Origin of the sequence: Gilliamella sp. M0320 (assembly GCF_016101635.1) — a bacterium.
GTDB lineage: Bacteria > Pseudomonadota > Gammaproteobacteria > Enterobacterales > Orbaceae > Gilliamella > Gilliamella apis.
This window is the reverse complement of the sequence record NZ_JACFQD010000010.1, coordinates 25,884-40,213: the sequence shown is the minus strand read 5'-3', so window position 1 is coordinate 40,213 and position 14,330 is coordinate 25,884. Positions and strand designations below refer to the sequence as shown.

Annotated in this window: 13 protein-coding genes and 1 pseudogene; 11 read left to right on the top strand and 3 right to left on the bottom strand. The window is 33.8% G+C overall.

The window, feature by feature from the left end; all coding sequences use genetic code 11:
* From H3T83_RS10880 to mltG, 4 genes are all read left to right on the top strand, one after another.
* Window positions 1–1,637 (top strand): PT domain-containing protein (locus H3T83_RS10880; protein ID WP_198215764.1); only part of this gene is annotated, 1,637 nt, incomplete at its 5' end.
* A gap of 217 nt (window positions 1,638–1,854) precedes the next feature.
* A complete protein-coding gene (locus H3T83_RS10875) occupies window positions 1,855–2,418 on the top strand; it encodes a hypothetical protein (RefSeq protein WP_198215763.1) in 564 nt (187 codons plus the stop codon).
* 212 nt (window positions 2,419–2,630) lie between these two features.
* Window positions 2,631–3,716 (top strand): alanine racemase, encoded by a 1,086-nt coding sequence (gene alr, locus H3T83_RS10870; protein ID WP_198215762.1) that lies wholly within the window; start codon window positions 2,631–2,633, stop codon window positions 3,714–3,716.
* Between the two features lie 3 nt (window positions 3,717–3,719).
* A complete protein-coding gene (gene mltG / locus H3T83_RS10865) occupies window positions 3,720–4,739 on the top strand; it encodes an endolytic transglycosylase MltG (protein ID WP_065578214.1) in 1,020 nt (339 codons plus the stop codon).
* Window positions 4,740–4,792: 53 nt separating this feature from the next.
* Here mltG and H3T83_RS11600 read toward each other — a convergent pair whose 3' ends face one another.
* Window positions 4,793–5,107 (bottom strand): YqcC family protein, encoded by a 315-nt coding sequence (locus H3T83_RS11600; RefSeq protein ID WP_370528043.1) that lies wholly within the window; start codon window positions 5,105–5,107, stop codon window positions 4,793–4,795.
* 24 nt (window positions 5,108–5,131) lie between these two features.
* Window positions 5,132–5,665 (bottom strand): annotated as a pseudogene (gene ampD, locus H3T83_RS11595) (1,6-anhydro-N-acetylmuramyl-L-alanine amidase AmpD); the annotation flags it as partial.
* 185 nt (window positions 5,666–5,850) lie between these two features.
* On the opposite strand from ampD, the gene ppdD reads away from it, so the two are divergent.
* From ppdD to H3T83_RS10835, 5 genes are all read left to right on the top strand, one after another.
* Window positions 5,851–6,282 carry a prepilin peptidase-dependent pilin gene (ppdD, locus tag H3T83_RS10855; protein WP_065578216.1) on the top strand — a complete coding sequence of 144 codons (432 nt, stop codon included), beginning with the start codon at window positions 5,851–5,853 and terminating at the stop codon, window positions 6,280–6,282.
* Window positions 6,283–6,316: 34 nt separating this feature from the next.
* The gene (locus H3T83_RS10850; protein ID WP_065651645.1) at window positions 6,317–7,423 is read left to right on the top strand and encodes an ATPase, T2SS/T4P/T4SS family; all 1,107 of its coding nucleotides are present in this window, start codon (window positions 6,317–6,319) and stop codon (window positions 7,421–7,423) included.
* A gap of 21 nt (window positions 7,424–7,444) precedes the next feature.
* Window positions 7,445–8,620: a type II secretion system F family protein gene (locus tag H3T83_RS10845; protein ID WP_198215761.1), complete on the top strand. Its 1,176-nt coding sequence runs from the start codon at window positions 7,445–7,447 to the stop codon at window positions 8,618–8,620.
* On the top strand, window positions 8,620–9,363 hold the full coding sequence (locus tag H3T83_RS10840) for an A24 family peptidase (RefSeq protein ID WP_198215760.1): 744 nt from the start codon (window positions 8,620–8,622) through the stop codon (window positions 9,361–9,363). Before H3T83_RS10845 ends, H3T83_RS10840 begins: the two co-directional genes overlap by 1 nt.
* Before the next feature lie 186 nt (window positions 9,364–9,549).
* Window positions 9,550–10,716: a M20 aminoacylase family protein gene (locus H3T83_RS10835; RefSeq protein WP_198215759.1), complete on the top strand. Its 1,167-nt coding sequence runs from the start codon at window positions 9,550–9,552 to the stop codon at window positions 10,714–10,716.
* Window positions 10,717–10,789: 73 nt separating this feature from the next.
* On the opposite strand, the gene ygfZ is transcribed toward H3T83_RS10835, so the two are convergent.
* Complete coding sequence (ygfZ, locus tag H3T83_RS10830; RefSeq protein ID WP_198192984.1) at window positions 10,790–11,665, bottom strand: tRNA-modifying protein YgfZ; 876 nt, start codon at window positions 11,663–11,665, stop codon at window positions 10,790–10,792.
* Between the two features lie 316 nt (window positions 11,666–11,981).
* On the opposite strand from ygfZ, the gene ilvI reads away from it, so the two are divergent.
* A complete protein-coding gene (gene ilvI, locus H3T83_RS10825; RefSeq protein WP_198215758.1) occupies window positions 11,982–13,700 on the top strand; it encodes an acetolactate synthase 3 large subunit in 1,719 nt (572 codons plus the stop codon).
* Window positions 13,700–14,194 carry an acetolactate synthase small subunit gene (gene ilvN, locus H3T83_RS10820; protein WP_065578222.1) on the top strand — a complete coding sequence of 165 codons (495 nt, stop codon included), beginning with the start codon at window positions 13,700–13,702 and terminating at the stop codon, window positions 14,192–14,194. Before ilvI ends, ilvN begins: the two co-directional genes overlap by 1 nt.
* The last annotated feature ends 136 nt before the right edge of the window (window positions 14,195–14,330 follow it).

The window sequence follows — 14,330 nt, the reverse complement described above, 5'->3', positions numbered from 1 at the left end:
AGCCAGCCAGCCAGCCAGCCAGCCAGCCAGCCAGCCAGCCAGCCAGCCAGCCAGCCAGCCAGCCAGCCAGCCAGCCAGCCAGCCATAATTTTCCATTTATATTAGTACGAAAAACACACGCATTTAGCGTTATTTCTTTCCGATTTCTTCTTAATTTAATTGATTACTGCTTTATAAAATTATTCAATTTATTGTCACAAATTGCTACGCGATTGATTATTGCTTTTCTGTTTTGTATTTCACTAAACATCAGTACCGCATATGGCTTGTCTACATACACAACTAATATCATCCAAGGAAATTCACCTGAATTAGTTAATACTAAGCTTGTAGCAGATAAATATGGTTTTACGGTTAATGGTGTATTTTATAGTGAATCATTAGGCAATATAAAGGAGGATGAAATAAAACTATTTGATGGTAATTTAACTTTTGATCAGTTTGTAGTAAAGCTGAGTAATGAAAATTTATTAGATACAGAAATTAATTATCAGGATGTTGATGGTGATGTTATTGATACAATACATCCGTTTGCACAGACTGCAACCACTTATCAGTGGTATGATGCTAGGGGTAAAAAAATACCATCTAGTGATAAAAATAAAATTATTGGTTGTGGTAGTGGTTATTCAATGCCCTTGAACTTACAAATTAGTCTTCAGGCACAGACATTTTCTGAATATGGAATACCTAAACAAAGTGATATTGTGCCAATAACAAAAAATTATAAAATAATGGTAGAGCCAAAAATTTGTTATGCTAAACCTTATCAAATGATACTATTTCCCAATGCTGTATGGGCTAGTGTAAGGCCAATACAGGATCAAGGTAAACTCGATTGTATTTTAGCGGGTTATGCTGATAATGAACTGGCTTTGTCCACCTCAGATAATTCTAAACATTTAGTCAATGGTTGGAATTTGGATAATTCGAGAGTAAGAAATAGTTATTGCGGTGGTGGTTATAATGCCAATGTTTTTGACCCAGTTAATGGTTTTAAAGTGTCAGTTTCTCCTCATTTCCCTACTACTGGTTTTCCAGGTGCGAAATTTCAATTAATTATGACAGGTCATCAAGAGGATTTTAATTATAAAGTCTCAGCAACTCCACAAGATAGTGTTACTGTTGATAAAGCAGGTAATATTAAATTAAATAAAAAACCAGTCGGTGATGTGACGATAAGTGCGAAATATAAAAATAATAATCAAGCTCCAGAACAAATTTATTCATTTAATTTGACTGGGATCTGGGTAAATCCACGCAGTAATAGTCATACTCTATATACATATCAACAGGCAGTTAATATGTGTGGAGGAGAAGCTAATTTACCTTCTCGGTCTGAAATGACCAATTCACCCAATGCACCAACATCATGGACAACCAATCCTTATACTTGGGATGCATTTACACGTACTATTGGTGACGGTGTTTTGAGTGAATGGGGGATGACAACCAAGGAAACTTATCCTGATTCAAATTGGTTTCAAGGATTTCAATGGTTTTATACTAGAGACCAATATGCAGAAGAAGCAGGTATAAATGCTGGTTCATCTAATCGCTTTTCTGTTGATGCTTGGATTGGACAAGTTCAAGTATTTAAAAGAGATACTTTGTTTAATGTTGTATGTAAACAATAAAAAATTTCTTTGTATATTTATTACTAATGCGATTTAAGAGAAGGTATATATGTTATTAGCTAAAGTTTATTTAATTTTTCATATTTATTAATGAATAATATTTTCGACTGTATTTTAAGCTGTTCGCAAGCGCAAAGCGCCCGCGAACAGTAGTTGTTAGAACCGGCGAAGTAGCGCATAGCGATACACCGCCGAAAAAATTGAGTAAAAAATACACATGTTTATAGAAGAAAAATTAAGTATTTCCCAAAGACATAATTATTTAAGTTTAATTGAAGAAGGTATTTTTTTTAGAGCTTATAATCAATCAGCGTATATTTTAAATCAATATTATCATCAAGATTTAAAAGTAATAAGCAATGTTGTTAAAAAACTCAATAATCAGCAGATTGTTTTTTGTGCGTTCCCTAAAACACAAATTAAGCAGCGATTACCCCATTCAGTTAAAACAGAGTGGGGTTATGAATTAAAGGGAAATTTTGAATTATCTAATTATCAAGATTGGTTTGAGCATATATTAAGTTTAGATTCAACATATATAAAAAATATTAACAAGAAAAATATTAATCACGATGTAAATTTTTCAAAAAAACAAGAAAAAATATTACAGCAACAGTTAAGTAGCACAATGAATGATAGTTTGGTAAGCCCAATATTTTATAATATTCAACTAACCCAACAACAATTGAAATTTTTATACAAATGGCAAAGAGGAAATTGTTTGCCAATTATCATGGAAAATTTTATAGAAAGTATAAAACAACAGTTACCAAAAAATTAGTTTATAACTTTTATCAAAATTTTGTGGAGTAAAAATTTTGGCTGAAAATTATCGTTATTTAACAAAATACTAACTAGCATTATTACTAAATGAGTTTTTTATAATTATTTTATTTATTCAAACAAAATCTTGTAAATTACCGATTTTTTATTTGTGATTATTGGTAACTAATTTTACAATAGAAACTTAATTTATATGTTAGGTTATATAAAATGTCTATTGCTGTTGTAGAAGTGAATTGTAAATCGATTCTACATAATATTGAATTTTTTAGGAAAAAATCTCCAAATAGCACATTAATGGCTGTGGTTAAAGCAAATGCTTATGGCCACGGTATGGAAGGTGTAGCTAAGTTAGTTGAAGATAGGGTTGACTGTTTTGGCGTTGCGCGTATTTCTGAAGCCATAGCGTTACGACAATCCGGTATTCGAAGTTCTATTGTACTTTTAGAAGGCTTTTTCCCTCACGATGATATCAATGATTTACTGGATTTTAATCTACAACCAGTTATTCATTCTAGTTGGCAAATTGATGCATTAAATACCATTCCGTTTGCAAATGAAATTACAGCTTGGTTCAAAATTGATACAGGCATGCACCGTTTAGGTTTTCATCTTGATGAAGCAGTGTCAGAATTTAATCGATTGGCCGACTGCAATGTTATTCGTCATCCAATCAATATTATTAGCCATTTTAGTAGCGCTGATGAATTAAGCTCAACACAAACCAATAAACAAATGGCATTGTTTGATGAGTTTATTCATTTACTTGATGCTAATTTTGTGGGTAGTCAGCAATCAATAGCTGCATCTGGCGGTATACTTGCTTGGCCTAATTCTCATCGTAATATGATTCGACTAGGTATTGCTTTATATGGAGTTTCACCATTTACTGATCAGGTTGCAGATATCGAACCAGTTATGACACTTAAATCAGAGTTAATTACGGTTCGTAAACACCTAAAAGGACAATCGGTCGGTTATGGACAAACTTGGACTAGTGAAAGTGATACCATTTTAGGCGTTGTCGCAATGGGATATGGTGATGGTTATCCACGAGGTATTCCCGCTAATACCCCTGTAAGTATTAATGGTCGAATTGTACCTATTGTCGGTCGCGTTTCAATGGATATGATTGTGGTAGACTTAGGACAACATAGCCAAGATAAACCGGGTGATGAAGTTATTTTTTGGGGCAAAGAGTTACCCGTTGAACAAATTGCCGAGCATACAGGGATTAGTGCTTATGAGTTATTAACGCGCTTAACATCACGCGCAAAAATTCGTTATAAAGATTAAGTTATGATTAAAAAATTATTTGTGTACACGTTACTGACGTTAGTTTTAATTGCCGGTGGTTCATTAGGTATTGGTTACTATTTTTTACAGAAATTTTCACAACAACATATGAATATCACTACAGATAATCAAATGTTTGTATTAAAAAAAGGAACCTCATTACATCAATTAGTTGAGCAAGTAAAGACTAGTAATTTGATGCAACAAGCTTACTTGCTTCCGTATTTATATAAACTCGATCCATCATTAAGCTCCATAAAAGCAGGTACTTATCAATTACATCCTCATATGACCGTTGAAGAATTTTTAAAGTTACTTGTATCGGGTAAAGAAAGCAGTTTTTATGTACAATTTGTTGAAGGAAAGCGTGCTAAAGATTGGTTAAATGTGCTTAGTAATACGCCTTATATTCAGCAAACATTAACAGGTAAGTCTCATGATGAAATTGCTAAGTTGTTAGGTATTGATGGCCCATTAGAAGGTTGGTTATCACCTGATACTTATCAATATACTGCAGATAGTCTTGATATCAATATTTTGAAACGGGCATATTTAACTATGAAGACTAATCTACAAAAAGTATGGGATAATCGCGATAGTGATCTACCTTATAAATCCCCTTATGAATTGTTGATTATTGCTTCAATTATTGAAAAAGAAACAGGTATCAATTCTGAACGAGCTAACGTTGCTTCTGTTTTTGTTAACCGCTTAAAAGCAAATATGAAGTTACAAACTGATCCAACCATAATTTACGGTTTAGGTGAGAATTATACTGGCACGATTAGGCGTATTGATTTGACTGATACCAATAATCCTTATAATACCTATGTAATTGAAGGATTGCCTCCGACACCGATTGCGATGCCTAGTTTGGCTTCGCTTGAGGCAGCGGCTCATCCGGCAAAAACCAAATATCTGTTTTTTGTTGCTAATGGAACCGGTGGGCATACGTTCAGCAGCACTTATAGTAACCATCAACAAGCGGTGAATGAATATCGTCGACTAACGAATAATAATTAATTTATTCAATACTACAGCCACACTTTGTGGCTGTTTTTTTAGCTAAAATACTTTCAATCATCCATTCTTTGGTTAGTTGATAATTCATCAAGTTCCTTTATCAACTTTAATAAGTCATCAACATCCATTTCTTGCTGTTTAAATGCTTCTTCAAAATAAGGATGAAGGGCAAATTTTGGTAATTCAGCATTAGCATCGATTAATGCTTGCATTCGTGGGATAAATATCCACTGTAACCATTCATAGGGTTGCATGGTATCAAGCGCAAATGGCTGTTCACTCAAAAACGCCTCAGCTGCTGGAGGCGAAGGTTGCCAAAGTGTCAATCTTTGTAATTCATCTTTAATCAATCTTAATTGATTAGTCATTAAATCTATTTGTTTATGATAATTAATTAGTGATCGGTAATACTGCCAATCAAAATAAGGTCCTGGATCTGTTTTCCTTGTTGGGGCAATATCACTATGGCCAGTAATATGTTTAATTGGATAGGTTTGTTGTAATAATTTGGTTACTATGGCCAGTTGCTGATATTGTATTTCGGTAAAGTCCTCAGTATCACAACCTTCCATTTCAATACCAATTGAGAAATCATTACAATTTTCCTTGCCAGCAAAGATAGATTTGCCTGCATGCCAAGCCCGTTTATCAAAAGGGACAAATTGAATAATTTCACCATCACGTCTTATGAACAAATGGCTTGATACTTGTAATTGATAAATTTCAGCAAAATAGGGGTGTGCGTTTGGGTCTAGTTTACCTGTAAAGAGTTGTTCGACATAAGGACCGCCATATTGCTTAGGTGGTAGGCTAATATTATGAATAACCAGTAATGAGATGGGTTGATCTTCTGGACGGTCATTATAATAAGGCGATTTTATTTGCTTAATATTTTTAATCCAACCATCAACAATTTTTAAAGGCATAATAGCTCCGATACATTTAGATTTGCTATAAATTTCGATCTGTTTCACAATTTTAATTACCACAGTGATGATTGTGGTGATCATTTTGTATTTCAAGTTCTAAAATTTTCTCTATATATTATTTCATTTTTTAAATTAGCTATAAAGTCACACTATCAAACAATTATTTGATTTGTGAGGCTGTTATGCAATACCAATCTGGATTTACTCTATTTGAATTAATGATCGCTATTGTCGTGATAGCAATTTTAACTGCTATCGGTTTACCTGCTTATCAAGGTTATATTAAAAAAGCAGCCTTAACTGATATGCTGCAATCAATGACTGCATATAAAACAGCCATTGAAATTTGTGCTATAGAGCAAGGCGCTTTAAGCAAATGTAGTAGTGGTAATAACGGTGTGCCAACGACTAGAACGACCAATTATGTGACTTCAATTAATGTCACGAATGGGATAATAAATTTAGTCGGTAAAAGCGCTTTATCAAGTCTAACTGTAACCTTAACACCTACTTTGAATGCTAATTTAGGTAATTTAGATTGGTCACGTACATGTCTAACAAATCCACCAGAGCCAACTTTAGTTACAGCTTGTGAAGATATTTTTAAATTTTAATTGTGATTAATATCGTATAAATAGGATAACCGCTATGCAAGAAGAGAATCTCGTCGAAAGCTTAGACAAATTATTGCTTTCAGCATTGGATAAGCGGGCATCAGATATTCATTTTGAGCCTTATCAAAATCATTATCGAATTCGCATGAGAATTGATGGCGTTTTGCAAAATATGCTAACACCGCCGTTAATGTTAGCTAAACAGATTGCAGCTAGACTAAAGGTTATGGCTAATTTAAATATTGCTCAACAACGGCTACCGCAAGATGGTCAACTGGTGATTAATAATTATGCAATGCGCATAGCTACTTTACCTGTCATTAATGGTGAAAAGATTGTATTACGGGTTATGGATAATCATGACTCAGAATTAAGCATCGATGATTTAGGATTAACAGGGGAAGATCTATTAACCTTTAAACAAATATTAGATTATCCACAAGGCTTGATTTTGGTAACAGGACCGACTGGCAGTGGTAAAACTATGACGTTATATAGTGCTTTAAAGCGATTAAATAAACCTAAATGTAATATTTGTAGTGTTGAAGATCCGATCGAAATTCCATTAGATGGTATTAATCAAACAGCAGTTAATCTTAAGGCTGGTTTAAGTTTTTCTGTGATATTACGAGCCTTTTTGCGTCAAGACCCCGATGTGATGATGATTGGTGAAATTCGTGATCCTGAAACGGCTGAGATTGCCATTCAAGCAGCGCAAACGGGGCATTTAGTGTTATCAACCCTACACACCAATTCTAGTATTGAGGCTATCATTCGTTTAAATCAAATGGGGATTAAAAATTACTTGTTATCATCCAGTTTAAAACTAGTTATTGCGCAACGATTAGTTCGTAAATTGTGCCAACATTGTAAAATGGTAGCCAGTGAGCTTACGTTGATAAATAACGAACCGTCACCACATTTTATCGCCATGGGTTGTGAAAAATGTGTGGGTGGTTATTTAGGGCGGATAGGCTTATATGAACTGTTAATTATCACACCACAAGTACAACAACAGATTTTAACCAATCAACCGATTACCTCACCAAATATGGTATCGCTTAGACAAGTAGGCAATAAACTCGTTCAACAAGGCATCACTACGCTAGCAGAATTGAATCGTGTTTTAGGTAATAATTGAGTGATAGTTTGGAGATAATGCATGAAGCGACTCTATTATTGGTATGATATTAACTTTCATCAAAATAAAATTATTGCCATATCTAAGCAAGATGTGCGAAGAAAATTGTTATTAGAAGGACAACTTGCGATTAAAATTAGTTCCGGTAACTTAATTACCTCACAAAGTTTTAAACTTAGTGAACTGCTTATTATAACTAAACAGTTAGCTACAATGTTAAAAGCCGGATTATCAATTGTAGAGAGTTTACGATTACTGATTGATGATCAACCTAAAGCGCAATGGCAATATCTGTTAACCGATATTAGTCAGAAAATAACCAAAGGTGAATCACTATCGATTGCATTAAAACAGCACCGTTCAGTATTTTCAGAACTTTATTGTGAAATTATTGCTATTGGTGAATTGACCGGAAGATTAGAACAGAGTTTTGAACAATTAACCTATCACCTAGAAAGAACATTATCAATACAAAATCAGATTAAAAAGGCGCTGCGTTATCCACTTTTTTTATTATTTGTATCGGTGATAGTGATTATGGTTATGATATTTATTGTCCTGCCAAAATTTGCCGACATTTATCAGAGCTTTGATGCAGAGTTACCCTATTTTACGCAATTAGTGATTGATGTAGCTAATAATGTTAGACAAGATGGGTTATTTATATTATTAGCTATTACGTTATGTTATTTGTTTTTTCATTATGTTGTTAAAGTACGTTATCAGCTTATTATGGATAAGTATAAATTACAGCTCCCTTTAATTGGTCAAATAATCCAATCTCAATGTCTAATGCAAATTTTTCATACATTAGCAATAACTCAACAAGCAGGTATCCCACTTTTGACAGGATTAACAGCCTCTTCTAAAACTATAAGTAATTTTTATTACCGTAATATCATCAAGCAAATTATGACGGGGATTGAACAGGGGAATAGCTTTAGTCAAATGTTAGCTAGCTATCCAGCTTTACCGAAGCTTTGTGTGCAACTAGTTCATGCCGGCGAAGAGTCTGGTTCATTAGATATTATGTTGGATAATATTACTCTTTACTATCAACAACAAAACCAAACCTTAACTGATAATCTAGTCAAAGCATTTGAACCTTCATTAATGCTAATTTTAGCTACAATAATCGGCAGTTTAATTATTGCGATATATTTACCTATATTCCAAATGGCTGACGTGATCAGCTAATGGCTATACTCTTTTTTTGCCTCGGACTTGCTATAGGTAGTTTTTTGCGAGTTGCTTATTATCGTTATTCACCTACGCAGTCTTTATATGAATATCTGTTCGCTATTACTATTCCTCGTTCTTCATGCCAAAATTGTCATCACAAACTTAGTGCTTGGCAGTTAATTCCTGTATTGTCATGGTTGATGTTAAAAAGACGTTGTTATTATTGTTACCATAAAATAACCAATAGCTATGCTATTTTTGAACTAACTATAGCAATATTATTTTTGCTGATTTATTTAGATAAGGGGCTAAATTTTAGATGTGCTTTACTTATGTTACTTGCAGTTATTTTTTTGTTGTTAGCACTAATTGATATTAACTATTTATTATTGCCAGATTTTTTTACTCAACCATTAATGTGGGGTGGGTTGATAATGGCTTACTTAAATTTATCTTCATTTACTATCAATGATGCACTAGTAGGTATTTTGTTCGGCTATTTAATGCTTAAATTACCGGCAATCATCTTTTTTTGTATAACAAGTAAACAGGGATTAGGTGGTGGTGATATAAAGTTAATTGCTGCTTTAGGTGCGTGGTTACCTTACCAGTTATTACCGTTAATGTTAATCATTGCATCGACGTTGGCTATCATCTATTACATTTTCTCAAAATATCTATTTAAAAAAAGCTATCAATTAATCGCTTTTGGTCCCTTTTTATTAATCTCAGGGTATTTTATTATCTACTTAAACTGAACAATTTTCTTGTTTCTATCTTAAATGATTTTAATTAGTTATTTTTTGATTCTATTGTCAAATTTTGCTTATAACTAAAAATGATAAGGTTAGTAAAAATCGTTATTTATATTCATTTTCAATAAACGTTATAGTGCAATTAACTCTTTCAGATTTGTAGTTAAGTAATTAATTAAGGAATGATCAATGACGAATATTATTGCCAACAGCATTAACGCATTAAAAGATGAAATGACCGAATGGCGTCATTATATTCATGCTCATCCAGAAACTGCTTTTGAAGAAAAACAAACTACCGAGTTTATTATCGAAAAATTAAAATCGTTTGGTATTACTGAACTATATACAGAATTTGCACCGACCGGGGTGGTAGGCATTATTCATGGTAAAAATAATGGTCGAACTATTGCATTACGAGCGGATATTGATGCATTAGATATTATTGAAGAAAATGATATTGATTACTGTTCAACGATTCATGGCAAAATGCATGCCTGTGGACATGATGGACATACAGCAACTTTATTAGGTGTAGCAAAATATTTAAGCGTTCATCGAGATTTTTCTGGCACAGTTGTGGTTATTTTCCAACCTGCTGAAGAAAACGAAGGTGGCGGTAGAGTCATGGTTGAAAATGGTTTATTTGATAAATTTCCCATCGAAGCTGTTTATGGTATGCATAATCAACCTAATCTAGCATTAAACCATTTTTTAATTAATCATGGTGCAGTGATGGCATCTTATGATGTTTTTGAAATCAAAATAACCGGGGTGGGTGCCCATGCAGCTGCACCACATTTAGGCAAAGAAACGATTTTAACTGCTACCACAATTGTTAATAATTTACAGACGATTGTTAGTCGTAATCTAAATCCAATTGATTCATTGGTTATTAGTGTGACACAAATTCACAGTGGCGATACTTGGAATGTACTGCCTCAACATGCTGTGATTCGCGGTACTGTTAGAGCATTGAATACTGAAGATCAAAATTTAGCAGAAGAGCGCATTAAACATATTTCGACAGGTATTGCTTTAACTTTCAATACCAGAGCGGAGGTTGATTATCAGCGACGTTATCCAGCAACTATTAATCACGCTAAACAAGCTGATATTGCCATTAAAGCTGCACAAAAAATTGTTGGTGACGATAAGATTAATGTGGATTCACCACCAACGATGGGATCAGAAGATTTTGCCTTTATGTTGCAAAAAATACCTGGCGCTTATATTAAAATTGGTGCAGGTGAAGGCACAAATGTTCACAATCCTTCATATAATTTTAATGATGAAATTCTGACAACTGGTGCGCGCTATTTTATCGAAATTGTATATCAAGAATTAGGACAGTAAATTTTAATCAGCTGGAATAGGTTTATTCCAGCTGAATTAATATTATTGGTTCTAAACCATTTATACGTTCAATTTAGAAATTCAACAGACTATCTAATTGGCCTTTAACACGGAAATTTGTTTCAATATCAATGCCATTGGCTAACACGACTTGCACATAGATTTGATTATCTTGTTCAAGTTTTAATGCAGCTAATACTTGACCACCTTCTCGCCAATTTCCATCAAGTTCATATTCAAGCTTGTCACCAATTATTGGCAAAGTCTTGCTTTTTCCAACCAACAGATAAAGTCCACGATTATTTGCGCCTCGAAATTGAGCTCTAGCTACCATCTCTTGTCCACAATAACAGCCTTTATCAAAACTAATGGCATTATAATGTTGTAAGTTACAAGCCTGTGGTAAAAGACTTTCAATATTTGGCTCATCAATAATGGCATAACCTGCTTCTAAATCGAGTTTTAACCAATGATCAGCAGATTGTAAGTCGGTTGGTAATGGTTCATTTGATACTTTTATTACTCGAATTTCAGGTAATGGAATTTTGATATAAGTTACATCTCCCCTTGTGAGACAACTATTATCACCTAATTCTGCAATAATCGATTGTTCAATGGCATTATTTTCTAAGCCAATTAGGTTAAGATCAGTAACTGGTTCAACTGTCACTTTTGAAAAAACGGCAAATTTTTTAAGAGCGGCAATTTGTTTTTCGGCAACTGTTTTTCGCACAATATAAAAAATATCTGCTCCTCGTTGAAATAATATTAAATTACTCCACATCCTGCCTTTTGCATCACAGTGGGCTGCAAATAGTGCTGTATATTCATTAAGATGATTAATATCAGCAGTCACTTGTCCTTGTAAAAATGTACGATTGTCAGTACCTGATACTTTGACTAATTGCCAATCAGATAGGGAAGTTGGTTTACAATAAGAATTGTTCATTAAAAACACCTTTTTAATATAAAGGACTCGAGTACAAAATAACTAGTATAAGTTATGCATAAAAAAAACAAACAAAAAATAATAAATAATTCTTAATAAATCATAAGGATATTATTTATCAATCAATTAAAAATTGACATTAATCCAATTAAAATCGATTAATTGAATATTTACAAGTTATTTCTTTCAAAAATGAGGCCTAGTATCCAAAAAAGATAAGTATATCGCACATATTATTGACTTTATTGATTTTCTGTATTAGTTCATGCAAAATAAATCAAAAATGACAAATAAGTTATAAATGGAGGCAACAACCATGGCAAAACTGTCAGGCGCAGAAATGGTTATTCAGTCACTGATTGATCAAGGAGTTAAGCAGATATTTGGTTATCCAGGTGGTAGTGTTCTGGATATCTATGATGCAATTCATACCTTAGGTGGTATTGAGCATATTTTAGTTCGTCATGAGCAAGCTGCAGTACATATGGCTGATGGTTATGCCAGAGCAACAGGTGATGTTGGTGTGGTACTTGTTACTTCAGGCCCCGGGGCAACTAATACTATTACTGGTATTGCAACAGCCTATATGGATTCAGTGCCATTAGTAATTTTATCTGGCCAAGTTGCGAGTAATTTAATTGGTAATGATGCCTTCCAAGAGTGTGATATGGTTGGGATTTCCCGCCCAATTGTTAAACATAGTTTTTTAATCAAAGATAGTAAAGATATTCCAGAAACGATTAAAAAAGCGTTTTATATTGCTTCTACTGGTCGCCCAGGTCCAGTTGTTATTGATTTGCCGAAAGATATAGTTAATCCAGCTAACAAATATAATTATAATTATCCAAAGTCAGTGACAATGCGATCTTATAATCCAACGACTCAAGGACATAAAGGGCAAATTAAAAAAGCATTAACTATTTTATTAGCAGCTAAAAAACCTGTGTTATACATTGGTGGTGGGGTAATTAGTGCTGACGCTAGCAATGTGGTTAAATCACTAGCAGATAAACTCAATTTGCCTGTGACTTCAACGTTAATGGGGATTAGTGCTTTTCCCGGAACAGATAAAAAATATTTAGGCATGATTGGTATGCATGGTGTCTATGAAGCTAATATGGCAATGCATAATGCAGATGTTATTTTTGCAATAGGTGCTCGTTTTGATGATAGAACTACTAACAATGTTGAAAAATATTGTCCAAAAGCCAAAATTATTCATATTGATATTGATCCAACGTCTATATCCAAAACTGTTTCTGCAACTATTCCGGTAGTAGGTGATGCAAAACAAGTTGTTGAAACCATGTTAACACAACTTGAAGATCTTAGTACTGAACGTGACCTAGATGCTTTAGTTGATTGGTGGAAGCAGATTGAGCATTGGCGAGCTCGCAAATGTCTTGCTTATAGCCATGAAGGTGAAAGTATCAAGCCACAAGAAGCGATTGAAGTTTTATATAAGCTGACCAAAGGTGATGCTTATATTGCAACCGATGTAGGGCAACATCAAATGTTTACTGCGCTCTATTATCCCTTTGACAAACCTCGTCATTTTATTACTTCTGGTGGTCTTGGTACCATGGGCTTTGGTTTACCTGCTGCATTGGGTGTTAAACTTGCATTCCCTAAGAAGCATGTAGTTTGTGTAACAGGTGATGGTAGTATTCAAATGAATATTCAAGAGCTTTCAACAGCCTTGCAATATGGTTTACCTGTAATTGTTTTAAACCTTAACAACCGTTTTTTAGGCATGGTTAAGCAATGGCAAGATATGATTTATGCTGGTCGTCATTCATCATCTTATATGGAGTCATTACCTGATTTTGCCAAGATTGCCGAAGCTTATGGTCATGTTGGGATGGTAATTAATAAACGAGAAGATCTGGAACCTAAGCTTAAAAAAGCGCTAGCTATAAAAGATCGTTTAGTTTTTATTGATGTCATGACTGATGCGACAGAACATGTTTATCCAATGCAAATTCGCGGTGGGGCAATGAATGAGATGTGGCTTAGTAAAACGGAGAGAACCTAATGCGTTATATATTATCAATTTTAACTGAAAATGAACCAGGTGCATTATCAAGAATTATTGGTTTATTTTCACAGCGTGGGTTTAATATTGAATCCATTACTACCGCACAAACTGAAGATCCAACAATGAGTCGAATGACGATTCAAACATCTGGTGATGAACATGTGCTTGAACAGATCCAAAAACAATTACATAAGTTGGTCAATGTTTATCGTGTTAATGACCTTACAGAGGGGCCACATGTTGAACGTGAAATAATGTTAGTTAAAGTTGCAGCTAAAAGCTCTGATGCACGTGATGAAGTTAAACGTTGTGCTGATATTTTTAGAGGTTCGATTGTTGATGTGACGGCAACACATTATATTGTCCAATTATCAGGTACTAGTGAAAAATTAGAATCATTTCTATCCTCTATTCGTGAGACTTGTAATATAGTAGAAATTGTTCGCTCTGGTATTATTGGTTTATCACGCAGTGAAAAAACGGTCAAATAAGTTATCATCTAAATAAAATGAAAAGCGCGCTAGGCGCTTTTTTTATAAATGAAAAAGTAATCGTCAAATAATTTCCTAAAAATGTGGTATAACGCATCAGGTTCGGACTTATGTCCTAGTTGAAACAAAAATATCT

What these genes read in the sequence shown, in the direction of transcription:
- H3T83_RS10875 (WP_198215763.1), top strand. Translation starts at nt 1,855, where the DNA reads ATGTTTATAGAAGAAAAATTAAGTATTTCCCAAAGACATAATTATTTA.
- alr (WP_198215762.1), top strand. Translation starts at nt 2,631, where the DNA reads ATGTCTATTGCTGTTGTAGAAGTGAATTGTAAATCGATTCTACATAAT.
- mltG (WP_065578214.1), top strand. Translation starts at nt 3,720, where the DNA reads ATGATTAAAAAATTATTTGTGTACACGTTACTGACGTTAGTTTTAATT.
- H3T83_RS11600 (WP_370528043.1), bottom strand. Translation starts at nt 5,107, where the DNA reads ATGACTAATCAATTAAGATTGATTAAAGATGAATTACAAAGATTGACA.
- ppdD (WP_065578216.1), top strand. Translation starts at nt 5,851, where the DNA reads ATGCAATACCAATCTGGATTTACTCTATTTGAATTAATGATCGCTATT.
- H3T83_RS10850 (WP_065651645.1), top strand. Translation starts at nt 6,317, where the DNA reads ATGCAAGAAGAGAATCTCGTCGAAAGCTTAGACAAATTATTGCTTTCA.
- H3T83_RS10845 (WP_198215761.1), top strand. Translation starts at nt 7,445, where the DNA reads ATGAAGCGACTCTATTATTGGTATGATATTAACTTTCATCAAAATAAA.
- H3T83_RS10840 (WP_198215760.1), top strand. Translation starts at nt 8,620, where the DNA reads ATGGCTATACTCTTTTTTTGCCTCGGACTTGCTATAGGTAGTTTTTTG.
- H3T83_RS10835 (WP_198215759.1), top strand. Translation starts at nt 9,550, where the DNA reads ATGACGAATATTATTGCCAACAGCATTAACGCATTAAAAGATGAAATG.
- ygfZ (WP_198192984.1), bottom strand. Translation starts at nt 11,665, where the DNA reads ATGAACAATTCTTATTGTAAACCAACTTCCCTATCTGATTGGCAATTA.
- ilvI (WP_198215758.1), top strand. Translation starts at nt 11,982, where the DNA reads ATGGCAAAACTGTCAGGCGCAGAAATGGTTATTCAGTCACTGATTGAT.
- ilvN (WP_065578222.1), top strand. Translation starts at nt 13,700, where the DNA reads ATGCGTTATATATTATCAATTTTAACTGAAAATGAACCAGGTGCATTA.